Here is a 24,438-nt window from a genome sequence, read left to right as displayed (position 1 = left end):
AATGAATTTAAACATGATTTCAGCAGAAGTATTATAATATCGCGGCAATGGCAATTTATGGAAATAGTTGAAGGCAATAATGTTTATAACAAAATTACAGATAGGCATGATATACTTTATATTCTTCTTGGAGGTACAACTCAGGTATCAACAATTCCCGGTATTTCTGCGGCAGGTGCGTCTCCGGAGCTTACCAAACTGACACCGGTACTGGATTCTGAAATAATATCAGCAGGGAAATGCATAAGCTATGATGTTGTTCCAATGACAGAAGAGGGCATTCCTACACCATCAATAATAACAAGGGGGGCCAATGAAATATCGGGCATAAATACCTTAATTATGGATGCTGGATTTATCCAGGATCCTGCAGTTCCATTCATAAAAACATCACTGGGAAGTGCGGGTGACGGCTCAAAGGAAAAGGCATTGCAATTTTATGAAAGGGCAAAGGCTTATGGGAGTTATCTCGGGAATTTGCTTGATGGAAAGTATAAATTTATATTTCTTGCAGAAAGTGTTCCTGGAGGTACCACAACTGCCCACACTGTACTTTCCTCTATTGGCATTGGTGAAATGACAAGCAGTTCAATGAAAAATTCTCCAGATGCAATAAAAGAATCATTTACAGCCCGTGCACTGGAGAGGACTGGAAAGTTGCCAGGTTATAATGATAGCGTGGCTGAATTCGGCGATTATATGATGGCAATTTCCCTGGGTATTGGCAGTGTTATTAATAAATCAACATTATTTTATGCAGGAGGTACCCAGATGGCAACAGTTTTTTACCTTGACAGGTTGATAAATGGCAATAATAACCGGTATGTCTTCACAACAGGCTATATTATGAAAGATAAGGAAAAACTTATGAGAAAGCTTGCCGGGCAAAGCGTATTATATGCAAACATGAATTTTTCCGGGATAACTGGATTGAAATATTACGATGAAGGATATGTAAAAGAAGGCACTGGATTCGGTGCGGCTTTCGGAATATCATACCTCCTTGGCGGCAATACTGCACCAGTATACAGCAATATAAAAAAAGTGTACAGGTCCTTCCTGAAATGATATTATTGCAATATGGAATTCACTAGCTAATTCCAGGAAATTTATTTTATAACGTTATATATAGCCTCGAAAGACATGGACATTAAACGGGAAATAAATGGCCTTTTTGGTGTGAGATTTTTTATAGAATTTGTTCCTGTTTTTGCTTTTAATTCATCAACCACAGTTTCCAGATTGGCTATTCCATCTATTAGCCCATTTTTCTTTGCCTGTTCTGCAGAAAATACAAGCCCGGTTGCAATATCTTCCATGATATCTTCACCAAGGTTTCTTCTCTTCTTGACCTCTTCCCTGAATACTGAGTAAACGTCCTTCATAATATTGTTATAAATGGTATTTTCCTCCTCCGTCATTGGCCTGAATGGAGAATTTATATCCTTATATTTTCCAACCTTATTTATCCTCATTTTTATGCCCAGGGTATCAAGGAATTCTGAAAAGTCAGGTGACATGCTTATAACGCCGATTGAACCCACAAGCGATGTCCGCATAGCAAATATTTTTTCTGCTGAACATGCAAGCCAGTAGGCTCCGGATGCGCCTATTCCCTCTATCAGGGCATAAACCGGTTTTTTACTGGATATTTTCATTAATTGATTATAGAGTATTTCTGTGGCGTTGGCATCCCCGCCTCCGGAGTTTATAACAATAAGCAATGCTTTTACCTTGTTTTTCCTTTCTATATAACGCAGGGCAGGCATATAGGTGCCCGGCGAACTCCCTGTTATTGTGCCTTTGAAATTTAAAACGCCAATATACATATAATAATATGTGACTCTATTTATTTAATTTATTGTTAATACTGCTGGAAAAACCTTCAAGGGTTTCCAACGGGTCAGGGGAGTTGTAAATAGATCTTCCTATTATTACATAGTCAGACCCCAAAAGCATTGCATTTACTATATCACCGCCCTGGGCACCTACACCCGGGGAAATTATTTTTAATCCTTCTGAAAGTTCTTTGACTTTTTTAAGGTAATAGGGGCGGTTTCCGGGTGCAACCAGCCCGTACACGCCAGCCTCCATTGATATTTTTATGAGTTCCTCTGTAATATTGTCGAGATATGACTCCTGTGACATTGAAACAACGGAAAATACTTTCATATTTCCGGCGCTTTTAACCACAGCTTTCAAGGAATTTAACCCGGTAAATGAATGGCTGATTATACCATACCCGCCATATTCCTTTACCTTTGTTGTGATCATGCTCACAGTATTATCTATATCTGCGAGTTTAAAATCACATATTATATTTGCATATTTAGAAAGGTCCCGGACAATTTTTATGCCATTTTCCAGAATTACAGGCCAGTTAATTTTTATTGCAAATACCTTTTCTCCAACAGTTCTTGCCAGATCCACAGCTGTATTGTAATCATAAACATCCAGCGCAAATATAATCTTACTCTCCATTGTTGTATATTTATTATGCATATATAATAGATATGCGAGGGCAGGCATATAATTAAATAAACAGTTTTAATCAGAAGCTATGGATAGGGAAAAATTTATACAGTCAGGGATGATAAAATTCGGTGATTTTACCCTGACATCAGGAAAGAAATCAACATATTATGTGGATATCAAGGAAGCATGCACAGACCCTGCAACATTGTCTGAAATTTGTGATGATCTGGCAGGGAAAACCATATACGGGACTGTTGCAGGAATGGAGCTTGGAGCTGTCCCATTAATAGTAGGAATATCATTAAAAACCGGAAAACCGTATATAATAATAAGAAAGGGAGAAAGGGAGCATGGTACAAAAAAGCAGATAGTGGGGAATATAATTTCTGGAAGCAGAGTAGACCTTATAGAAGACGTTGTTACTACCGGAAACTCATTATTAAAGACTGCAAAGATACTCAGAGAGAATGGGGCCATAGTAGACCACGCTGTATGTGTTGTTGATAGGGAATCCGGTGGAGAAGAGCTTTTAAAAGAAAATGGAATAAAACTGGAATCTGTGGCGAAAATATCTGAACTATTATGAAAATATATCGTCTATTCTTCCAAGTTCTATTGATGTAGTAGCATTTCCAACCAGTATGCCGCTGGAATTTGCCAGAATTGATGCACCGATGTAATAACTCCCATAATTAGCAGTTCCTGTTTTTACAGGCAGATGAAATATATCGCTTAAATTTTTTATTTCTTCTTCGCTTGCTTCTGGAGAAACAAGCATTCCTTTATTATTGAGAACAGCGACGCTTCCAACTGTACTGACTCCAGCAATTGTTGTTTTTATTACCTCAACGCCAAGTGTATCGGCTATTGCCTTCTCGGAAGATTCAGTAAATGATGGGTGTATTACTGCGGCCCTGTCGCTGGTTATAATATTATTTCCAATTGCGTTTAACCGGTCTTTTAGAAAAAACAGTCTCCGCCCCCCAAGGTCGAGTCCTGAAAAATCCTCTTTGCTGGAGAGACCTGAAACTACAATTCCATTTGAATTGAAGACAAGCATTGTGCCTATAAGGCTGAAGTTATCAACTATTACGCCGGCGGTTTTTACCTTTAGTGTTTCCTCTATTGAGAGGCGCGTTTCTTCCGGTATATTTCTGGGTAAAAAGGCAAAATCATTGAATACCTTTGCGTATACGCCAATAAAATCACTTTCGAATATGGATAATTTTTTAATCATAATATTACGGGAGAATTATTTCTGTTGTGCCATCTTCCAGTTTAATGATTTTCAGGCTTATCTTTGTGGGTATATGCTCTCTCCCTCTGTCCCATATGAGTTCATTTACCTTATTATCTATCCATATCTTCTCTGCTTCTGACTTTGTATATCTTGAAACTGCTTCTTTTATTATGCCTATAGCAGTGTCAGCTCTCCTGCGCCTTGAGGATGACCTTGCGCCCCTGAGTGATACTGTTATGAGCTCTTCTGTTGATAATTCATTATTCTCTGCCATCTTTTACACCTATAGTTTTAAGTTGGACCTTCTCCAGTTCTTCCTTTTAGGGTTCTGTGTCATTTTCCTGTCGGTTTTCATCATAACCCATCCAGGAACCCTCCTGTTTGAATTTACATGCTTCATTAATCTAATTTTCTTGCCAAGTGGCTTGTTTTTACTCATATTCATCTCCTCTCGATCTTTGTTTCCCTTGTGTTGCCTATCAATCTTGAAAGTATTCCCTTTAATTCTTCATCGCCTATAACCCTGTTGATTCTGCCCATACCGGCAAGCTGGATTAGTTGATTTTCAACATTGCTTACCAGATCAGGCCTTACAAGCTTAAGTGTGCTCAATCTTTCACGTGCTTCTGTTGATAATATCTGGCGTAATATCTGTTGCCTTCTGGCTTCTTCCTCCTGGATCTGCTTCCTATTTTCCTCGTCATACTGGCCTTGCTGCTGATTTCTCTGCATTTCTTCGAGTTTTCTTTGCCTTATCCTGTTTAACTCGTCATCATTATCCATTTACAACACCATTACCAGATATTAATACAATATTCATAAGATTTTTTATTAAAGGTATTTTTCAAAAACCTTATCCTTTTCGGCAAGGCTTTTCATTACTTCCTTCGCTGCCTTATCAAGCATTGACTGGCCTGCAGGTGTAAGTGACCTGCCTGTCCTTGTGTCTTTCTTGAGATATCCTAGCGCCTCAAGGGACTGAAGTATATTCCTGATTATAAATCTGCTTCCCTGCACGGGATGGTATCTCTTGGTGCCCCTATCCTGGCGGCTGCCATATTCCTGACTAAGCCTTGATATTCCTATATTTGTATTAAGATATACCTTCCTCATAATGGAAGCTAGCCTTGTATAGTACCAGTCATCCTGTACCCACGCACGTTCCTTCCCTATACCATCCTTAAGGTAATTTACCCAGTCCGGTATCTCAACATTTTTCTCTTTAAATTCTGATGCAAGCTTATTTAACAATAAATCTGCAGGAACTTCTTTAACATCTACCATATTATCACGATGCAGGTTTATTTATAAACTATTTATAACATTTTCGTTATTTTTAAAAATTTTTGGCTTTGCAATAAAAAATAATAACATAATGATATTTATAATCAGGTCTGTATAAGCATAATAAAGAATGCTTTGGAATAATAAAAATGATAGGCCCAGAGCCAGGCCGACAGATATTCCAAGTAAAATTATAGATAAAATAAATATAAATAGCATCGGATAGGTTCCAAAGGAATAGTAATTAAGGTTTGATGTTCCCGGCGGAAGTTTTTTCAGGAGGCGATTTATGTTTACCGTGAGTATAATATAGAACAGGGTTATAGCATCAATGAGTTCGAAAAGATCTATTAACCCGATTTTGTGGCTGATCACTATGGTCACAACCGTGAATGCTATTGCAATAACCGAGAATATAATTAAACCAAAGATACTCTTATAAAAGGCAATAGACTGCTTCTTAATAGGCAATGAATTTAGAACTTCAATACCCTTTCCCTCAACAACAAGCAGAAAAATTGCGTAAAATGAGGATACAAACTCTACCAGGTAAAGCAGGGTAAAAAATGAAGAACTGAAGCCATCTCCTATGCCAACTCCAAGGAAAAATGGAATTACAAATAGTACAGGCAGAAATATGTATGATAGGTTCTGGGGTTTTCTGAAGGTACTTTTTGCATCCTTTTTAAGGAAAGCTGCAAGCATTTTATTCCCTTTTATGTTTGAGTATACCTTTTCACTTGATTCGTTTTCCTCGGATGTCATGAGAATATTGTATATTTTCTCCCTTAAAGCAAAATATATGAAAACCACTATTACAAGAAATAAAAGTGATAAAAGTATCTCTATTATCCTGTAGATTAGAGGAAGGGTATAATTTAAATATACAATATATTCTAAATTTATTGGAAATGCAAATATTCTGACATAATATGGAAGAGAGGCAATTGCACTGCTAACATAGCCAAAATAAGATGGGTCTTCGATCAGAAGGTAAAATGCCCCCAGGAAAAGGAAAAGTACCAGAATTTTAATTACATTTTTAATTGATGTGTGTGTTTTTGCCTTTTTCCCGGAATATATAAACAGTAGGGATGAGATAATAAAACTGACCATGAGCACAAGGAAAGCGTAAATTATGGCCAGGAATATAGTTTCATAGTCATCTGTGAGAAGATAAAAAAATATGGCAGATGGGAAAACAACAAAAATATATGATGATGAATTGTAAATAAACCATGATATAAACGGGACGTTGACATTGACATTGATCGGAATTGACTTCAGGGGGGCCATTATATTGTTGCTATATACAGAGTTAAAAAAAACGATGGAATTATAAATGCCTATTATGAAGAGATATAGAAATACTATAAGTCCGAAGGAAGCTAGCGCTGCTGTATCCTTCTCTTCAAAATAAACAGAATCAAGAAGCACAAAAATCATTGTAAAAAGTATTGCATTTGCGATATATGTCATCAATATATTTCTTGTGAAGTATGATTGTTTATTTATGGTATTTACGCTCCGCTGAAATTTTGGGGTATCTTTTAAAGCAAGATACCGTTGCTCAACCATTATTAATTTGCTTAAGAATAATGTCTGGTTTTTCATTTTATAGATTCCCTCAGAGAGTCAAGCAGATTGTCAAGGTCCTCGTCTCCGGTCAGTTTAAGGAATACCCCCTCAAGATCACTGTTGTTTGACCCTGCTTCACTTTTTAATTGATCAAGATTGCCTGTTCCGGCTATGTTCCCGTTATATAATATAGAAATGGTATCGCAGACGGTTTCCGCTATTTCCATTATATGAGTGGAAAAAATTACTGTTTTGCCCTTTGCTGTCATATCTTTTAATAGTTCCTTAATAATTTTTGATGATTTCGGGTCAAGACCATTCATGCCTTCATCCATGACAATTATTTTCGGATCGTGTATTAAAGATCCGATAATAGCCACTTTTTGCTTTGTCCCGAACGATAATGAGCCTATGAATTCATTAAGGTATTTCCCTATTTCAAGGGCATTGGAAAATGCATTTATCCGCTCTTTCAAAACGGAATCATCGATTTTAAACACAGATGCAAGAAAGTTGAAATATTCTATTGGGGTGAGTGATTCGTATAATGCAGGTGTTTCCGGTATATACCCTGTTATGGATTTTATATTGTCTGAGTTGCCGGTAAGATTCATGCCATCAATCACAACTTCCCCTGAAGAAGGTGGCAATATTCCTGCAAGTATTTTCAATAATGTTGTTTTGCCGGAGCCATTGGGTCCAAGAATGCCATATATCTGACCGCCGGCAATAGATAAATTGATACCATTAAGTGCTGTGGTGGTTCCATAACGTTTGTACAGATTCGTTACTTCTATTGTGTTCAACGATTTTAATAGTCATATCTATTATAAATATTTTTGTTGCAATGCATATATTATTTGCAACAGGCCCCTGCCAGTATCCATTATCACAGCAGTGAAATGTGGAATATTATATGGAATATTTCTCCAGCGGCAAAGGTTGCTGCAGCAGCACCGAGAGCTAACAATGAGGCCCTGAGCCCGGATTTAAGAATAGGTGTGTTGAGTGAAAGTGCCACAATAGAATTGGAAATCATCTGTGCTATGAAAACAAGTATTACTGAAAGTGCTACCGCCATGTACTTTTGAAAAAAAACAAAAGGCAATATGGGAATCACCGCCCCTGTTATATAGGAAATTGCTGTATTGAGTGCAGAAATTGTGGCTTCTGAAGAGTATTGATTGATCATGTTTTCCACACCCTTGCTTCTGGAAAATATGTGTTTCCTGTTAAGCATGGCAATTTTATATTCTGATTCAGATTTCTGTGCAAGATATGCCCCCAGGGTCATGCTGAATGTTCCACTTATACCCACAACTACCCCGCTCAATGCAATGTCTATATGGCTTGTGATTATTGCGGACAAACCGACCAGGGTTGCAAGGACCTCAACAAGGCCATCACTCATGCCATATAAAAAATCCCTGCTTTTTTGAATGTTTTTAACACTTTTTGATATTTTATTTGCAAATATCTCCTCATGCTGCATTTCAGAGGATATGAGGTCATTTACCTTTTTTTTATAATCATCTTCCTGCTTATAACTTTCAAGATAGGTTTTATATTTCCTGATAGACTGATATTCACCGTGTTCAAGGAGATTGATTATGAGATTTTTTCCCACTATAGCCCGGATAATTTTCATAAAAAAATATTTGGTTTTTCTGTATGTTATTTTATTTATGTCTACATTTGATGATTTCAATGACTGTCCCCAGAAATTTGCATGTTCATTTTCTATAGTAGCCAGTTGCTTAAAGTTCTCCTTAAGTTCCGGATCTTCTGTATTTCTATACATATAAGTATAGAAAATCATGTCCGTAAGTTCATCGCGGAGAAATTTTATTTGATACCGGGAATTTGAAGTACCAACCATATATCTTTATAGATCAATTATATAAAACTTCTTTTGATAATTTTGGTTAACCTATGAAATTTTTAGTATTTACTTTTGAATCTTCTACATATAAATTATGACAGCCTAAATCGAAGGAGTTTTATATTTTTTTATTCTGTTAATTAGAAATAGCACAAAATGTACACATGATAAAGTATATAACTGTCTAAATATTATAATTTTATGGAAAAGGATGTATTGTTAAATGGTGTTAGAATAACAACTGAACTACCAGGGCCTAATGCAAAAAAAATTATGGCAGAGGATGAAAAATATCTGACAACGTCCACAAAGTCATTGCCTGTAGTTGCATACAGGGGTCAGGGGTGTTATATTGAAGATGTTGATGATAATGTTTTTCTTGACTTTTCCAGCGGAATAAGTACAACAAATATAGGCTATGGCAACGAATATGTTATTTCAAAAGTCCAGGAACAGCTGCATAAATTGTGGCACTTTGCAGGAACAGATTTTTACTATGAAGAACAGGTAGAAGCAGCAAAGGCACTGATAGGAGTATCCCCTGGCAGCCATGACAAAAAGGTTTTTTATGCAAACAGCGGTGCCGAGAGCAATGAAGCATCACTGAAACTGGCAAGGAGCTATACAAAAAGGCCACAGTTTATCGGATTCATAGGCGGATTCCATGGAAGAACAATGGGGGCACTGTCATTTACGGCATCACAACCCGTGCACCATGAGGGTTTCTTCCCTGAAATGGGTGGTGTTACACATATACCATTTCCAGACCCATATAGAAATCCATTCAACATAGATGGCTATGAAGAGCCTGAAGACCTGACAAATGCAGCCATCGATTATCTGGAAGATTATGTGTTTGGAAAGTTTTTACCATCCAATTCTGTTGCAGCTATACTTGTAGAGCCAATACAGGGTGAAGGCGGATATATTGTGCCGCCCATGGATTTCCACAAAAAACTCATGGAGCTAGCCCATGAAAATGAAATACTGTACATAATGGATGAGGTACAGACTGGATTCGGCAGAACCGGGCGTTTCTTTGCTTCTGAACACTTTGGTGTTGACCCTGACATTATGTCTGTGGCCAAATCTATAGCCTCAGGAATACCTATGGGTGCATCTGTTGTAAAGAGCAAATATGATTTTGAGAAATCAGGGTTGCATTCCAACACATTTGGCGGAAACCTTCTTGCCTCTGTTTCGAGCCGTGCGACCATAGAAGAAATAAAAAATAAAAATATGGTTGAAAACGCGAGAAAGGTTGGAGATTACCTTAATAAGAGGCTGCATGAATTGCAGGAAAAATATGATAGCATAGGGGACGTCCGGGGGCTCGGGTTAATGCAGGCAATAGACTTTGTGAAAAATAGAAAGACAAAAGCCCATTTCCGTGGGCTCAGGGATAAAACTATAGAGAATGCCTATAAAAACGGGCTCATATTGCTGGGTGCCGGTGAGAGCGCCATAAGGTTTATACCTCCATTGATCGTGAGTGAGAAACAGATTGACGAGGCTATAGATATACTTGATAACTCAATAAAAAAAGCCTTATGAATTTAAATAATTGACAAGGGTGGTGAGCGGCAATCCGCCCTCCCATCTCAGTATATAATTTCCTGTTCTAGTTATTTCCTGCTTTGGGAGAAGTTCATAAAGTCCGCGCATTTTTCCCCTGTACTGGTAATCGCTCTCTATTGAAAAAAATCTCCAGAAATCCCCTTTATAATTTTTTAACCTGTAGGCATATGTTATGAAAAGCCCGGATAGAATACACCTGTTATGGAGTTTTAAGGCCTGGTCCTGTTTTGTCCCGGAGGCTTCACTGAATGTTAATTGTGATCTGGAAGACGATTTTACTTCAATTACGAGAGAATAATCATCGCGCAGTGCCACAAGATCTGCACCAAATGAACCTGCTGCCCGGGCAACGTAAAATGGCTTATCCATCATTGTATATACCACATCCTTTGAAACGGGGTCAAGATTTTTCGTTATCCTATCCAGTGTGTTTTTCGTACCTATGAGTATATTCATTAACTCCCTTTCGTAGATGCTGCCATTCACTTATACCACTTATTTCAAATCTGCTTTAACAGATTTTAAGGCTTGAAGCCGGAGTTCTAATCTCTTTTCGCCATCCACGAATCTTTTACGTTCAATATCATTCTCCGGTATTATCTCAGGTATCTCTGTTGCATGGCCGTTTTCGTCCAGTGCAACATATGTAAAAAACGCCCTTGTTGTAACATTGCTCTTGCTGGTAGTGACATTTTCAGAAGATACATCTATCTCAATTTCCATTGTTGATTTTGTTGTATAGGTAACAAATGAATGCAGATGCACTATATATCCAAGTTTTATTGGTGAAAGAAAGAACAGGTTATCTATGCTGCCCGTGACCACTTTCTTCCGGCTATGCTTAAAAGCCGTTATGCTCCCTATGTTATCCATCCATTCAACAAGCCTCCCGCCATACAGGTCACCGAACATATTGGTGTCTCCGGGAAGTACAATGATTTCGGATGTTACATCCGATTCGCTAACTCTTTTTCCCATATAGGTTGATTGTAAATAATTTAATAATCTTATCATATATCCATAATTATTGATGGGATTTGATGAAAAGAATTGTAATGGCAATTGGCAACAATTATCCGGACTATAACGAGAAATGCGGAAGCCCTGGATTAATTGATGATATATTCGCTAAATCAGGTAAACTGATATCAGAAAATGAAATTGTAATGACATGCGGAGATAGTTATCCTGAAAATGCAGATACTTTTTATCCGGTGAATATCATCAATGCCTATGATCGTGTTAAATACAAATATGGATATTCAAAGGAGATTATTGCAGTTTTTACCAGGGTGGAAATCAGGAAAATTTCTAATCCTTCAGTACAAACAGGAGATAATTATACAGAAAGTGGAATTCCTGAGAATGGGAAAACGGAAGAATTCCTTGAGCCGATAGATATACCAGAAAAATCGGCAATTATGACGCTTATGTCCGATGGATATTTACCCATAATTATTGGTGCAGGTTTTCCTGTGGTGAGAGAGTTGCAGTATTATAATAATTGCCATGGAATGGTTAATAATTATTCTTCCTCGTCACTTCTCGGAACGCTTATTGAGGCGGATGAGTTAATAATTATATCCGGGCATAGGGATGAATTTAAAGGCATCGTAAATAGCCAGGAATTATTGAATAATATAACATTTGATGCCCTGATGGATATCTATAAAAGAGGGAAATTTAAGGATAACATCGCTGGCAAAAAGGTAAAGGCCATGCTGGATTTCATCTCCAAGGGCGGGAAAAAAGCAATATTAATGTCAACTGGTATGGATAATGTAATTACACTTATTCCATGATTCCGGTTGTAGTTATTTCAAAGTTTATTGCAGGAAATTGCAGTATTACTCTTCAAGCCTTTGAACTTCAGATACATCAGGGTAAACAAAACATTTTCTGCATCGCGGTTCATAACTCTCCATGCCGCCTATTTTTATCTGCTCGCCGAATATTTCTTTGCCATTCAAAATTCTCTGAGAAAATGTCGCATCTTCACCGCATTTTGCACATACTGCGGTCAATGAATAAACCTGGTCCGCCCTTGATATAATATCCATAGAAGTTTTAAAAGGGTTTCCAAGATGGTTTTTGTTCAGGGCAGCTGCATAAACAATTTTATTTTCACTGGCAATTTTATCTGCTATCTCGGGCAATATGGATCCGTGATTCCAGAACTGGGCTTCGTCTATGCCTATCACATCCACATTTTTAGACAGGTTGTACATTTTCTCCACGCCCTCATTATCTGTATTTAACACTATTGCTGGAAGCCTCATGCCCTTATGGGTGGTCACAAATGTCGTATCATATCTTTTGTCCATTTCTGGCTTAAATAATAAAGTATTTCGCCCTGCCAGAATTTCCCGTTCTAACAGTTCAATTAATCTTGAAGTTTTGCCTGAAAACATAGGACCGGTGATAACTGTTAGTTTTCCTATAATGATATTTTTCATTATTGTTAGTATTATTAACTCATATAAGTTTTTAACCAGCATGGCACTTTATAATAATGACTGTCATGCATACAATTAAGTTATGATGTATTAGAAAATATTATGAATATAGAGATGATTATGAATAACCTGGGTGAATTAATGGAAGCAGAAATTACAAATTTTAGGGAATATTATGATAATAAAATTATCACAGCGTTGATCGGAATAGAAGCCGAGATTAACAACGTTGATGCAATTGGAAGGATAATAGGAGAACATAAAAATGTCGAAGAGGTCTTTGTTGTTACCGGAGAATATGATCTTATAATAAAGGTCAGATTTCCCGATTACATAGCCCTTGAAAAGTTTATAGTTAATAACCTTAATTCGATACAGGGTATAAGAAAATCCAAAACAATGATGGTATTATCCATCATTAAGGATATGTATATGAGGTGATAGAATGGATGAGAATTTGTTTAACGAGGTTCTAGCCTTGATGGATGATCTGGAAGATGATTCATCCATACCGAGGAATGTAAGAAAAACGTCTTCCGAAGCAAAAGAAAAAATGAAAGATGGCAAGGAAAGCCTTGATTTAAGGTGTGCCACTGTCATATCTGAACTGGATGATATCTCCAATGACCCGAATGTGCCGTCACATGGGAGGGCAGCCATATATACTATAATCAGCAAACTGGAAGCACTCTCAAAATCATGAGTTTATTATAAATTAAACATAGAAAATAAGCATTTTATAATATATTAATTTTTTTTTGTATAGTTAAATATATATAACATTATAATATTATTATCCGATTAAAAATGGCGCTTTCAGAAGAAGTTAACAAGCTGGCGAAATACCTAATGGTGTCGGACATCCCCAGAAGTGTGGCATACACACTGGTATATATAAAAGACAAGGGTGAAATTACCTCTGTTGAGGTTGAGAGGGAAACAGGATTAAGGCAGCCTGAAGTATCTATTGCCATGCAATGGTTGCGTAGAAAAAACTGGATTGCAAAAAGGAATATGAAAAAAGAGGGAAAGGGACGGCCCGTGCACGGATATAAATTATCCAAGGATTTCAATGAAATACTTGAGGAAATAATAAATGAACGTGAAAAGAAAATAGATGAGATAAACAGTACCATAAACCAGTTAAAAAATTTTAAAAACTAAAACTATTTTTTTAATATATAAAAATATTAATTGTATATAGGCATGTAGAAATATGTCTTCGTTCAAGGATGGAATTATTGCAGGCCTGAAATCCGGGTTTATTTATTTTATTATTGCCTCAATAGTGAATGTTATTATACTCTACATATTTTCTGCAGAATTTGCATTTGCCTATGGATATACCATTACATCCAAAAATCTGTCACTTTTATTCACTGTGCTATTGGTTTCGCAGGTACGTGATTTATTGATACTTGGGCTGGTTTTTGGTGTGTTTTACTCCATTCTGCTGGCAAAATACTTTGATATTATCCCGAGAAATACACTGGATGGCAAAATAAAGTTTATGGTAATAGCCTACTGGCTCGTCTTTTTTGTGATAATAACGGTTTATAGCCTTGGCCTGTTAGGTATATACGATTTAATATTTTACTTCATAACATACATAGTAGCAAATTTCTTCCTCTCATTATTATTCGGGTCATTGCTTAAAAAATATAACTCGAGATATTTAACTCAAAGTGAATAATAATAATTATCCACAACTTTTACTTTTGTGTGTAAGTTGTACCATTCATATTCCTTTTTCTTATTATTTTCATAGATTACTGGAAGATAAGGTGTTTTAATTAATAACTCATTTTCAGGGTTTATCATGCATTCCACATAATTGACTGGCATACCAAATGACCCCGCACGTATATCATCAAATGGGTTCATATGTGTTGTAAGTGTGAACTGGTCAGATCTACCCGTAATCAGGGGAATATCTGTATATTGATGGAAAGCATTTTCTATTTCTCTATCGTAAAATGGCATTATACAGTATTTTACGCCGGAAATATTTATTTTTTTCTCAATTATTTGTGAGTAAAATGAAGGGGGCCCCACTACAAAATCACAGGCATTCCGGGAGATGGAAGCTGGGCTGTTTATGACAATGGTCCCTGAAAATGATATAGGAAGTGTTATTGAGTAGATTAAACCAAGAGGTGTTGAATGGTCTATACCCGAATAAAATACAGGTTTTCCGTCAAATTTTGGCAACCAGTAATTGATTATGAATGTTTCTCCTATGATGCTCTTCATATTAAATACTAACAGCTCATTTTCAATATGGAACATAATACATGAAGGTTCATGTGCCTCAGGCAGATCCGGAACGTTATCACTATAAATAAACTCATAAAATTTTAAGACATTATTTCCGTATTTAACATATGAACGGTTGCGGATATTGTTAATCAAGGCTTTCCCAAGCGTGAGGAAATCGTTCGGGTCCGATACAATATATTTTATCCGCTCATTTTTTGCTTTTTCTGCAAACTTCTTGCATATGATCATTACCTTTATGCCATATTTATCAATATATCCATTAATAGTACTATCATCTGTTTTCCCATCAATTATCAAAATGCGTGCACCTATTTTTATAGATGAAATTATGGAGATAATATATGGTGGTGAAAAGTCCATTATGATAGCTATTGTTTCTCCCGTTCTGACGTTCAGCCTATGTTCAAGCTGATATGCCATAGAATCCACATATTTAAGTAATTTTGAATATGTAATATACTTGTCATAAAATATTATTATTGGCCTGCTTCCATTTACTTCGGCATTTCTCAGCAAAAGTGAATACATTGAAATGTCCGGGATGTTAACATGGCTATTTATTGCCTCGATCATTGTTATATATAATCATTAAACAGATTTAAAATTTATTATGCATGATGATTTTAATATTATCTATCATATCCATTATGCCGTAATAAGAGCCAAATTTTTCAAAAGCTATGTCACCACATTTTTTGTTTATAAAAGACCCGAGGCTTGCTGACCTCAATGGGCTTACCTTTCTTGATGCAATGCCAGCAACTATTCCAGCCAGTACATCGCCGGTCCCGCCCATTGTCATGCGGCTATTGCCACCATATGAATAACGGATGTTAACACCATCGGTGATTATATCCTTACTTCCCTTCAATAAAATTATAAGGCCATATTTTTTAGCCGTTTCAACTGCGTTTTCTTCTGTGGGTTCCAGGCCAGTAAATGCTTTGAATTCCATTGAATGCGGGGTAATTATTGCATTTCTGCCCTTAACTTCCGGCGGGGTTATAAGTTTTAATGCGTCAGCATCCAGTATTAACTGCCCATTATAATTTTTTATTGCGTACTTTATTAAATCCTCTGCTTCCTTACTTCTCCCCATTCCCGGGCCTATAAGCATAGAATTCAAGCCCGTTATATCAGGAAAATTCTTTCCATTCACAGGATAAAACATTATACCTGGATTATACGACATTATTATGGGCCTGTTAACCTCATTTGTAAATACTTTAACAAGGTCAGGGCCCACATTATACGCAGAAAGCGATGACATCACAGCTGCACCTGGAAATTCCCAGCCAGCAAGTATTCCAACTATTCCGTTCATGCCTTTATGGGATTCAGAGGGTGAAATGGGCATGTAAACCATGTCACCTGGCCCTACAGTAGATTTTATCTGTTCCGGTATTCCTATGTCTGAAACTATAATTTTGCCACTATTTTCACTGTTCATGCCAGATTTAATATCTGTAAATGTAACCGTATAATCCGGTTTTACCTGTATATTTGTCGGGAATCCAGATGGTACATCCACAGAGATTATAGTTTTTCCACTATTATTGATATTTTGTATTACTTCACTGTATGGCTTTCGAGGATCACCATTGATCCCAACTCCAAAAATTGCATCTATTATTATATCGGATCTGGATATAACCTCATCAAGGGAAGATAATGGGTAGTATGCTCCATTGTAATCATTTATAGCTCTCCTGGTTTCCTGTGTTTTTAATCCTTTCACATCTTTAATTAGCAGAACAGAAACATTATACTTTTCAAGAAGATATTCGCCGCAACATATGCCATCCCCGGCATTATTGCCCGTGCCACATATTATTGCTATGGATTTGCCCGGTTGGATTGTACGTTCCACAAAATCTGATATGGATTTGCCTGCCTGTTTCATCAGTTTATATGTATTACCATAGGTACTGGCATAATTAATATCCATAGATTTTTCATCGAGATAATCCATGCAAAAACATTATACAGTTCTACTTAAATATGACTGATTAGAGTTGAAACGTTAAACATATATATTAATTCATTATGTTTAATCATGTCTAGAATTGTTTTGCATGAAAGAGACAAACCATATATGGTAAAGGTAGGCGATAAAGAGGTTCATATATGTGCATGTGGCCTGTCGGAAAATAAACCATATTGTGATGGACACCATATGAAGACCGTGGACGAAGATGGTAAATTGTATGTTTATGACCACAATGGGGACAGATTAGAAGTAAGTTCATTCTATAAAAAAGAATAAATAAATTTTATACCGCTCAGCTTGCCCGTCATTAATCATCAAATCATTTATTTGTAAATATCATCATAGCGGTATATCTTTATGATTTTATTGTATATTAAATTTATAAGATGTGTATATCACTATTTTTTTGAGGTTAAATAATAATGTGGATTCAGATAGCTATGAAGTTAAGTATATATACTGATATGTTAATATTATCATAAGCAAGAGGGAATAATAGTCGATAATGACTTTTTCCAATAGGAAATATTGGCAATGTAAGTAATAATAGAAAAAACAATTGACCAAATACCGGAGGACAAAGAGAATTGAAATGAATACCGGTAAAAGATTTAATAAATTTTATACCATTACAGCAGGTGCTGCGAGCATATCAATACTATATCAGTTTTTAAGTTCATTAGGGCAATTGAAGTGGGAAATATCTGGGCTATTTCTGATACTATTTCTTTGTTTTTTCCTCAGTTTTCTTTATAGTCTTGGTTTCATGGGAGGAAAAAAGCAACATTATGGCTTTACCAGAAACATAGATTTTATGGCTATAGTTACAGTTTTGTTGGCCTTACTGATAGAAATTGAGTTGTGGCTTTACTTTGCCGGCTTTCATGCTCTGATAACTATCCTTGTTTATGTTCAGATCGCACTGATCGTTTTAATTGCTATTGCAAATTCTATAAGGCGTATAATTATTGGAAAGAAAGAACACAGAAGTTCAATGCATTGAGTAATCACAAACTGCGATACAAAACTGAGAACATTCTGACTTACTCATGCGGCGGAAGTTCTAGGCCTTCCAGATATTGTATTTTAAAATCATGTCGGCAAAACTATACACTTTTGTTAAATAAAAATGGGGCTGCCCGAATTTGAATCGGAGTCTCAGGCTCCCAAAGCCCGTAGGATGCCAAGCTACCCCACAGCCCCTCACAACTACAGTTTAAAAAGGTATATAAAATTTTTATCTAATGTTTTGGTTCTGGAGCTTTTGCAGTTGGCTTGTGTTCAGGTATTAGCCTGGCTATTCTATGATTGGATACATATGCATAGTATATCATCATAAGTACAAGCCATATTCCACCTACTACAGAAATTATAAAAGCAAGGTATTCCATAGCGGAATCTGTAGTAACTGCGGGTATATTTGCTACCATATTGGCGTTCCCGAATACATAGGGGTAAGCCTTCAGTTCAAGGAAAGTTATAGATATTATAGTAAGAATAACAATAAACGGCTTATATGATGCAAGGTGGGTTGTTCCCTTAAATGCATACAGTATAGGTATTACCAGGGCGAGCACTATGGGTATTACTATAAAGGCATTATTGACTGAATAATCCTTGGCACTGATAGAATAATAAGAGGGCATGAATATTGCCAGGCCTATTATAACCAGTATTAATGGAAGGTATTTCCCCATTGCTGTTTTTATATCTGTTAACCTGTAAAATACCATTCCGATCCCATTTGCAAGTATAAGTGCACCGATAATAAATCCTATAACTCCAAGATGTGAATAGAAAACTCCAAAATTTGTGTAACTACTTGCATAGCTCGTAGATGAACCTTTAACGAATCCGTAAATATGCACACCATACCCGCTGGTTATGGCAGCAAGTACTGACAAGGCCATTATTCCCATGATAAATGTTGCTATCGAATATACAGCATATAATTTTCTCTCATCAAAATATTTGTTTTCATGCCATACGAATTCTGCATATATAATAAAGGAGTTTCTTACCACCAGGAAAAATATGAATACTGCAAATAATGGGAATAGGGCGTATGCAATTGAAGGCATCAGCACAGGTATAACATTCTCCATATCTACCAGCCAGAGAACAAAAAATGTACCCACAACTTCCCACACAGGAACAATATAGGATAGAACATTTACCCTTGTTTTATTATCCTTGAAACGTGTTGCTATTGGAACTACAGCCATTAATTCCGTCGCAAACATTGTAACCATGGATGCTATGACCACAATTAAAAATAGTACATCGAAATTTATGCCATAAATTAAGTTTGCCATTTATTTCACCTCATCCCTGCCTTTGCTGAAACAGATTTCCTTGCCTTTCTTTCGTCTTCCATTTTTATGTCATCTTCACCCAATTTAAGATCTTCGTCCACGTTTGATAATTTCATTACTTTTCCCGCGAAATAGAACGTTAATGGGAATAATGCAAGATAAAATATTATAATTGCAATTCCAAGTGGGAACACAAGAGGTGATGTTGAGGCGGCATGAGCAATTGTCATTGTACCGTAATATTTGGTACCATCGACAACAAAACCACCAGGAACAGGTGACTTTATTATGAATGGAACTCTGCCAACTTCGGCTGTGTACCACCCATCTTCCATGGTAAATACGCCCATTATTGCAACAACTATTCCACCAAGGAGTGTAAACCTGTGGCTTAACGGGTCTTTCTTCCTGAAATACTGTACCACTACATAGAGCCAGTATAATCCCATTAAAACACCGAATCCTACCATAAGGTCAAGGGTATCGTGCACTACATAAGGTGGCCATACTCCGTAATCTGTAACACCCTTGTATGTTGTTAGAGGTATAAGCCCGGGTATAGACCCTTTGCCGAATGTTAAAGGAAATGCCAGCAATGACTGGGCATATGGAAATGAAGGAGCATATGCAAGCTTATGATTTATTAATACTCCGAATATATGCTCCGGTGCCATGGTAGCGAATGATGTCCCTATTGTGGCATGTAGGTCAAGTTCCAGTGCTGTGTATTTTATAGGTTCTATAACCATTAAAGTTGAAAGTTCATTTGAACCGGTTGCTCCTAAATATATAATATCTAGAATCATGAAAACTGCTGTTATATTTATTCCTCTCCGGTAGATCATTTTTTCAGACATATTAGTTGTCTTCAAATATTTGTATATAAGATACCCAAGAATCATAGCTATACCGGCGTAGTATACAGCACCTGACATGTGTAGTTCCTCCGCTGCCGTCGAAGCTGTGATAAATGGGGCAAATGGATTAACATTTGTTATTACAGTTCCATTTGAGGAAACAAATTTAGCCACGTCAAATCCATTAGGCGTATTCATCCATGCATTTATTTCAGTAACTGTGAATGCGGATAGGTATGTGCCTATTGTAACTGCGAGGCTTAATCCCCAGTGTTCCCACCTGTTTTTGAAATCTTTCCAGAAATATACATACATTGGAAGGGCTATAGCCTCAAGCAGGAAAGAGAAAACTTCGACATAGAATGGCCCCATGGCCACTTCTCCAACCAGCTTCATAAAGGATGGCCAGAAGAGGAATAATTCCATAGCCATTACAGTTCCTGAAGCAGTTCCTACTGCAAAGAATATCACAAGAGCCTTTGAAAGTTTGTATGCAAGTGTATCATAATATTTATCCTTCTTTTTCAGTGCAAGGAATTCTGCTATAGTTACTGTTATTGCCAGACCCATACTCAGCGATACCAGCAAGATATGAGCGGATATAGTGTAAGCAAACATTGCACTATCCCAAACCGGGTATGATATGTTGAACATGTTTATCATTTTGCGATTACAAAATAATATTTAAAGTTAATTTAATTCACAAATTAACTAATTGTTATTAAAAAATCCTTGTTGTGATATTTTTATCACAAATATTGTAGTTTTTGATTCTTATAAAAAATATATTTTATATATTTAAACTATGGTAGGTTTAAATGGCTTAATTATATTTTTTTCTGCAGCCCTTTTATAATAGAGGTCCAGTGCCTTCCGGCCCTTTTCACCGAAATCTACCGAGAGTTCATTTACATACATTAAAATAAACTTTCTTTCAAGCTCAAAGTCATCGTATCTTGAATATTTCATTGCGTATTTTACCGCGTCAGTTTCGTGTTCAAATGCATATTTTATTGAATTTTCAAAGTCCGCTTTGTATTTCAGTTTATCCTCTATGGGCATATCCTTGCGTATTGCATTAAATCCTAAAGGTATGGGGAGGTCCCCTGCATATTTTTTCCATTCATCGTAAAGGTTCAGAACAGGTACAAGCCCCTTATCCTGATAAGTCAACTGTTCATCATGTATAAGTATTCCAGCATCTACTTCATTTTCCATAATTGCGTTTACGATTTTATCAAAGCGTATCTCTTTTAATGTGCCTGCTTCCGGTGCAAACATCCTGTACAGCAATTCTGCGGAAGTGTATTTTCCTGGGCTTGCTATAGTCTTTCCTTTCAGGTCAATATTTTTTTTGGCTATTACCTGTGGCCCATAACTTATACCAAAACTTGCTCCAGAAGTTGTCAGGTCATATTTATCAGAAACATGCATATATCCATTCGCAGATATTGCAGTGACGTCGTACTTTAAATCTACAGATTCCTTGTTCAGTGTTTCTATATCTTTTACTACCTGGTCATATTCAAATGATGTCTTGATTTTATGCTCAAACATGGCGTAAAACATAAAGGCGTCATCCGGATCCGGTGTGTGTGCTATCAACATTTTCATACCTGTCATATTACAATAAGGTTAAAAGTATTTTTTATAACACAAAATCTTTGGGGAATTTAAAATTCAGGAATGAAAAATTACCTCGTAGAAGGTTGCTATATAAATATGAATCTATGAAGCCATATAGTTTAAAATGAACAGAATGCCTCTATGTACTTAATCAAAATAGTAAAATAGTGTATTAAAGATTTAATACAAATTTATATCCATATTCTATTATACCGCTGTCCCCGTCCTGCCTGATTTTCCTGAAAACGGAATGTACCTTCTTCCCTATATCAACATCTGCGGGATCACAGTCCACTATCTGGGCAGTAATTACAGGGCCTTCTGACAACTTTATGAGCGCAAGTACATAGGGTACCTGCCTTTTAAAGCTTGGAGGTGCATCATGCACAACTGTGTAAGATATTACTTCTCCATTGCCACTGAATTTTACTTTTTCCATTTTTCCTATAGATTCCCTATGGCATACAGGGCATACATCCCTCGGTGGGAAATATGAATTCCCGCAATTTTTGCATTTAAATCCGATAAGATTGTATCTATACTCTGTTTCTCTCCAGATTCTCGATAACTCTGTCATTTTATTCACCCAGTATATGTATTATTGACGATGTCCCGGTTCCAGCCATATTATGCAGAAGTGCATATTTTGCATCCTTAATCTGGTTATCGCCTGCCTTGCCCTTTAACTGCCTGTATGCATCTACAGCCTGGCCAACACCAACGGCACCATATGGGTCACCCTTTGCTTTCAATCCGCCTGAGGGATTTACAGGAATGCTGCCATTAAGCTTTATTTCATCGTATACAAGATCTTTTGCTTTGCCCTTTTCTGCGAATCCAAGGTCTTCAAGTTCCAGCAAGCCAAATATTGAAAATGAATCATGAACCTCCATAAATGATATATCGTTCCTTTTTATCCCAGATTTCCGCAATGCCTTTTCAACTGCAAGCTTTGTGGAGTTCAATGTGTATATAGATTTTCTTGATCCGACAGAGAGATAATCTTCTGCTACGGCTGAGCTCAAAATGCGTACTCCCTCGCGTTTGTTCTTCTTAATGAAGCTCTCGGAAGCCAGAACCACTGCAGCTGCACCATCGCTCATTGGAGAGCAATCCATCATATTCAGTGGGTCAGCAACTGCAGTTGAATTCATAGCCTGCTGTATGGTTAATTTATTCCTGAACTGTGCGTCCGGGTTTTTTGAACCATTAAGATGGTCGTTTACGGAAAACATTGATAGTGCTTCTTTCTCAACTCCAAAATCGTGCATATATTTCCTGGCTATAAGCGCTGCCATTGCTGCAGGCGTAGCCCCAAAAAAGGCTTCCCATTCCCGATCCAGAATGGATGACGATTTTTCAAGTATGTCACTTCCGTGTATATCTGTCATTTTTTCTACGCCACCAACTACAACTACGTCATATTCTCCAGATTTTATGGAGAGGTATGCGTCCCTCAACGCTGCGCCTCCGGAAGCTGTAGATGACTCTACCCTTAAGGAAGGTATTCCTTCAGTGGATAAACCTGAAAAGTCAGCGATCAGGGCACCTATATTTTCCTGCATGTTTATGATTCCGGCAAGTGAATTTGCACCATAAATTGCATCGATATCTTTTGAATAAATCCCTGCATCCTCAACTGCCTTCAATCCAGCTTCAACTGCCAGATTTCTCAACGATTTGTCCCATAATTCACCGAACTTTGTTTCACCTGCGCCGATAATATAAACTTCATTACTCAAGGCTATCACCCATAACCAGTATTTTCCTAAACTTTGTATATATGGCATAATCTATGAATTTCACATTTTCAATCATTTTTCTTACACCTGGAGCGTTTTCACGATGGTAATTTTTCATATTTTCTGTTATTGTTATATCAAAGGCATCGGAGCCTGCACCGGAACCAAATGATACTGCAAGAATCCTGTCACCCGGTTTTGCTTCATCCAGTATGGCTGATAGGCCGGTCATTGTAGAACCTGAATATGTATTCCCTATATAGGGTGTCAAAAGGCCAGTTTTATACTGTTCTTCTGTAAAATTAAGCATCTTTGCCGCCCTTGTGGGGAATTTTCCATTTGGCTGGTGAAATACAACATAATCATAATCGCTGCTTTTTGTTCCCATTCTTTCCATCATTGCCTTTGAGGCAGCTAAAACGTGCTTGAAGTATCCGGGATCGCCTGTAAACCTTTCTCCATGACGGGGATATGGTTCTCCTTCCCTCCTCCAGAAATCAGGGGTATCTGTTGATACTGACAATGTATCGTTTATTTCTGCAATTACATTATCCTTTCCGATAATCATTGCTGTTCCGCCCGCAGATGCACTGTATTCCAGAGCATCCCCTGGAGCACCCTGTGATGTATCTGACCCAATAGCAATGCCATATTTGATATAACCGGAATCAACCATTGCCTTAACATTCTGCATTCCGGCAGTACCTGCTTTGCATGCAAATTCATAATCTGCGGCAAAGTATTCAAGCGGCATCCCTATTGCAGCTGCCACTATGGTGGCTGTCGGTTTAACGGCATATGGATGTGACTCTGAACCAACATAAATAGCGCCAATATCTCCCGGATTTATATTTATTCTTTTAAGGGCATTTCTTGCCGCTTCCACAGAAATAGAAGCAACATCTTCATCCGGTGAAGGTACCGATTTGCTTAATATAAATAGATTATTCTTCATTTTTTCCGGATCGTCGCCCCATATCCTGGCAATTTCCTCTGGTTTTATCCTGTATATTGGAACATATGACCCGTAACTTACAATTCCAGACATAGTTGTATAGTATTATACTATATATAAAAATTCACGTTTAATATTTCGGCAATCGGTGTAATACCACATAAATTATTACCTGTGTAA

Annotated in this window: 31 protein-coding genes and 1 tRNA gene; 10 read left to right on the top strand and 22 right to left on the bottom strand. The window is 37.0% G+C overall.

The features are described 5' to 3' along the window. Positions 1–57 precede the first annotated feature (57 nt). A complete protein-coding gene (locus fad_RS00400; protein WP_081141302.1) occupies positions 58–1,068 on the top strand; it encodes a nicotinate-nucleotide--dimethylbenzimidazole phosphoribosyltransferase in 1,011 nt (336 codons plus the stop codon). A gap of 41 nt (positions 1,069–1,109) precedes the next feature. On the opposite strand, the gene sppA is transcribed toward fad_RS00400, so the two are convergent. Both sppA and pyrF read right to left on the bottom strand, forming a co-directional pair. Then, positions 1,110–1,829: a signal peptide peptidase SppA gene (sppA, locus tag fad_RS00395; RefSeq protein ID WP_081141301.1), complete on the bottom strand. Its 720-nt coding sequence runs from the start codon at positions 1,827–1,829 to the stop codon at positions 1,110–1,112. Between the two features lie 16 nt (positions 1,830–1,845). Continuing rightward, complete coding sequence (gene pyrF / locus fad_RS00390; RefSeq protein WP_236940579.1) at positions 1,846–2,481, bottom strand: orotidine-5'-phosphate decarboxylase; 636 nt, start codon at positions 2,479–2,481, stop codon at positions 1,846–1,848. 79 nt (positions 2,482–2,560) lie between these two features. On the opposite strand from pyrF, the gene pyrE reads away from it, so the two are divergent. Continuing rightward, entirely contained in the window at positions 2,561–3,061 is a 501-nt protein-coding gene (gene pyrE, locus fad_RS00385; protein ID WP_081141298.1) for an orotate phosphoribosyltransferase, read from the top strand. On the opposite strand, the gene fad_RS00380 is transcribed toward pyrE, so the two are convergent. The 8 genes from fad_RS00380 to fad_RS00345 all read right to left on the bottom strand — a co-directional run bounded on the left by fad_RS00380 (position 3,056) and on the right by fad_RS00345 (position 8,456). Then, positions 3,056–3,712 (bottom strand): translation initiation factor IF-6, encoded by a 657-nt coding sequence (locus fad_RS00380; protein WP_081141296.1) that lies wholly within the window; start codon positions 3,710–3,712, stop codon positions 3,056–3,058. The two genes, pyrE and fad_RS00380, sit on opposite strands and share 6 nt — an antisense overlap. Positions 3,713–3,716: 4 nt before the next feature. Then, positions 3,717–3,989: a 50S ribosomal protein L31e gene (locus fad_RS00375; protein WP_081141295.1), complete on the bottom strand. Its 273-nt coding sequence runs from the start codon at positions 3,987–3,989 to the stop codon at positions 3,717–3,719. A gap of 9 nt (positions 3,990–3,998) precedes the next feature. After that, entirely contained in the window at positions 3,999–4,154 is a 156-nt protein-coding gene (locus fad_RS00370; protein ID WP_009887085.1) for a 50S ribosomal protein L39e, read from the bottom strand. A gap of 2 nt (positions 4,155–4,156) precedes the next feature. Continuing rightward, complete coding sequence (locus fad_RS00365) at positions 4,157–4,498, bottom strand: DNA-binding protein (RefSeq protein WP_009887084.1); 342 nt, start codon at positions 4,496–4,498, stop codon at positions 4,157–4,159. A gap of 48 nt (positions 4,499–4,546) precedes the next feature. Next, positions 4,547–4,999, bottom strand: coding sequence for a 30S ribosomal protein S19e (locus fad_RS00360; protein ID WP_009887083.1), 453 nt, complete (start codon positions 4,997–4,999; stop codon positions 4,547–4,549). Between the two features lie 21 nt (positions 5,000–5,020). Then, positions 5,021–6,613 carry a hypothetical protein gene (locus fad_RS00355; protein WP_081141293.1) on the bottom strand — a complete coding sequence of 531 codons (1,593 nt, stop codon included), beginning with the start codon at positions 6,611–6,613 and terminating at the stop codon, positions 5,021–5,023. Further along, positions 6,610–7,383, bottom strand: a complete 774-nt coding sequence (locus fad_RS00350) for an ABC transporter ATP-binding protein (protein WP_081141292.1) — start codon at positions 7,381–7,383, stop codon at positions 6,610–6,612. Before fad_RS00350 ends, fad_RS00355 begins: the two co-directional genes overlap by 4 nt. 83 nt (positions 7,384–7,466) lie before the next feature. Further along, positions 7,467–8,456 (bottom strand): VIT1/CCC1 transporter family protein, encoded by a 990-nt coding sequence (locus tag fad_RS00345; RefSeq protein ID WP_081141290.1) that lies wholly within the window; start codon positions 8,454–8,456, stop codon positions 7,467–7,469. 204 nt (positions 8,457–8,660) lie between these two features. On the opposite strand from fad_RS00345, the gene fad_RS00340 reads away from it, so the two are divergent. Then, a complete protein-coding gene (locus fad_RS00340; protein WP_081141289.1) occupies positions 8,661–10,013 on the top strand; it encodes an acetyl ornithine aminotransferase family protein in 1,353 nt (450 codons plus the stop codon). On the opposite strand, the gene fad_RS00335 is transcribed toward fad_RS00340, so the two are convergent. Both fad_RS00335 and fad_RS00330 read right to left on the bottom strand, forming a co-directional pair. Further along, positions 10,008–10,523 (bottom strand): PDDEXK family nuclease, encoded by a 516-nt coding sequence (locus tag fad_RS00335; protein WP_148285732.1) that lies wholly within the window; start codon positions 10,521–10,523, stop codon positions 10,008–10,010. The genes fad_RS00340 and fad_RS00335 overlap by 6 nt on opposite strands. 9 nt (positions 10,524–10,532) lie before the next feature. Beyond that, the gene (locus tag fad_RS00330) at positions 10,533–11,015 is read right to left on the bottom strand and encodes an acyl-CoA thioesterase (protein WP_081141287.1); all 483 of its coding nucleotides are present in this window, start codon (positions 11,013–11,015) and stop codon (positions 10,533–10,535) included. 62 nt (positions 11,016–11,077) lie between these two features. On the opposite strand from fad_RS00330, the gene fad_RS00325 reads away from it, so the two are divergent. Then, the gene (locus fad_RS00325; RefSeq protein WP_081141280.1) at positions 11,078–11,839 is read left to right on the top strand and encodes an amino acid kinase family protein; all 762 of its coding nucleotides are present in this window, start codon (positions 11,078–11,080) and stop codon (positions 11,837–11,839) included. Positions 11,840–11,884: 45 nt separating this feature from the next. Here the strand turns inward: fad_RS00325 and fad_RS00320 are convergent, their stop codons facing one another. Further along, entirely contained in the window at positions 11,885–12,493 is a 609-nt protein-coding gene (locus tag fad_RS00320; RefSeq protein WP_048074056.1) for a thymidine kinase, read from the bottom strand. 141 nt (positions 12,494–12,634) lie between these two features. On the opposite strand from fad_RS00320, the gene fad_RS00315 reads away from it, so the two are divergent. From fad_RS00315 to fad_RS00300, 4 genes are all read left to right on the top strand, one after another. After that, entirely contained in the window at positions 12,635–12,934 is a 300-nt protein-coding gene (locus tag fad_RS00315) for an Lrp/AsnC family transcriptional regulator (protein WP_148285731.1), read from the top strand. A 4-nt stretch (positions 12,935–12,938) separates the two neighbouring features. Beyond that, on the top strand, positions 12,939–13,196 hold the full coding sequence (locus fad_RS00310; RefSeq protein WP_081141279.1) for a UPF0147 family protein: 258 nt from the start codon (positions 12,939–12,941) through the stop codon (positions 13,194–13,196). 104 nt (positions 13,197–13,300) lie between these two features. After that, entirely contained in the window at positions 13,301–13,657 is a 357-nt protein-coding gene (locus fad_RS00305) for an ArsR family transcriptional regulator (protein WP_009887072.1), read from the top strand. Positions 13,658–13,709: 52 nt separating this feature from the next. Beyond that, positions 13,710–14,186: a hypothetical protein gene (locus tag fad_RS00300; RefSeq protein WP_081141277.1), complete on the top strand. Its 477-nt coding sequence runs from the start codon at positions 13,710–13,712 to the stop codon at positions 14,184–14,186. On the opposite strand, the gene fad_RS00295 is transcribed toward fad_RS00300, so the two are convergent. After that, positions 14,174–15,346, bottom strand: a complete 1,173-nt coding sequence (locus fad_RS00295) for an AMP-binding protein (RefSeq protein WP_081141276.1) — start codon at positions 15,344–15,346, stop codon at positions 14,174–14,176. The two genes, fad_RS00300 and fad_RS00295, sit on opposite strands and share 13 nt — an antisense overlap. A gap of 25 nt (positions 15,347–15,371) precedes the next feature. Beyond that, the gene (locus fad_RS00290) at positions 15,372–16,745 is read right to left on the bottom strand and encodes an NAD(P)H-hydrate dehydratase (RefSeq protein ID WP_081141274.1); all 1,374 of its coding nucleotides are present in this window, start codon (positions 16,743–16,745) and stop codon (positions 15,372–15,374) included. Positions 16,746–16,829: 84 nt separating this feature from the next. Here fad_RS00290 and fad_RS00285 point away from each other — a divergent pair, with 84 nt between their 5' ends. Both fad_RS00285 and fad_RS00280 read left to right on the top strand, forming a co-directional pair. Next, on the top strand, positions 16,830–17,039 hold the full coding sequence (locus fad_RS00285; protein ID WP_009887068.1) for a CDGSH iron-sulfur domain-containing protein: 210 nt from the start codon (positions 16,830–16,832) through the stop codon (positions 17,037–17,039). A 316-nt stretch (positions 17,040–17,355) separates the two neighbouring features. Further along, positions 17,356–17,766, top strand: coding sequence for a hypothetical protein (locus tag fad_RS00280; RefSeq protein ID WP_081141273.1), 411 nt, complete (start codon positions 17,356–17,358; stop codon positions 17,764–17,766). Between the two features lie 127 nt (positions 17,767–17,893). On the opposite strand, the gene fad_RS00275 is transcribed toward fad_RS00280, so the two are convergent. The 7 genes from fad_RS00275 to fad_RS00245 all read right to left on the bottom strand — a co-directional run bounded on the left by fad_RS00275 (position 17,894) and on the right by fad_RS00245 (position 24,351). Next, positions 17,894–17,966: transfer RNA gene (locus fad_RS00275), tRNA-Pro, on the bottom strand. Between the two features lie 38 nt (positions 17,967–18,004). After that, on the bottom strand, positions 18,005–19,078 hold the full coding sequence (locus tag fad_RS00270) for a hypothetical protein (RefSeq protein WP_081141271.1): 1,074 nt from the start codon (positions 19,076–19,078) through the stop codon (positions 18,005–18,007). Positions 19,079–19,083: 5 nt separating this feature from the next. Further along, positions 19,084–20,589, bottom strand: coding sequence for a cytochrome ubiquinol oxidase subunit I (locus fad_RS00265; protein WP_236940578.1), 1,506 nt, complete (start codon positions 20,587–20,589; stop codon positions 19,084–19,086). A 144-nt stretch (positions 20,590–20,733) separates the two neighbouring features. Next, positions 20,734–21,549 (bottom strand): menaquinone biosynthesis family protein, encoded by an 816-nt coding sequence (locus fad_RS00260; RefSeq protein WP_048074177.1) that lies wholly within the window; start codon positions 21,547–21,549, stop codon positions 20,734–20,736. Positions 21,550–21,733: 184 nt separating this feature from the next. Continuing rightward, positions 21,734–22,138, bottom strand: a complete 405-nt coding sequence (locus tag fad_RS00255) for a Zn-ribbon domain-containing OB-fold protein (RefSeq protein ID WP_081141268.1) — start codon at positions 22,136–22,138, stop codon at positions 21,734–21,736. Position 22,139: 1 nt separating this feature from the next. Beyond that, complete coding sequence (locus fad_RS00250) at positions 22,140–23,312, bottom strand: thiolase domain-containing protein (RefSeq protein WP_236940577.1); 1,173 nt, start codon at positions 23,310–23,312, stop codon at positions 22,140–22,142. Beyond that, positions 23,296–24,351, bottom strand: coding sequence for a hydroxymethylglutaryl-CoA synthase (locus fad_RS00245; protein ID WP_009887061.1), 1,056 nt, complete (start codon positions 24,349–24,351; stop codon positions 23,296–23,298). Before fad_RS00245 ends, fad_RS00250 begins: the two co-directional genes overlap by 17 nt. Positions 24,352–24,438: the final 87 nt, after the last annotated feature.

The organism is Ferroplasma acidiphilum, assembly GCF_002078355.1.
GTDB classification, from domain to species: domain Archaea; phylum Thermoplasmatota; class Thermoplasmata; order Thermoplasmatales; family Thermoplasmataceae; genus Ferroplasma; species Ferroplasma acidiphilum.
Note: the sequence above shows the minus strand (reverse complement) of the source record. Positions and strands in the feature narration are given on the sequence as shown.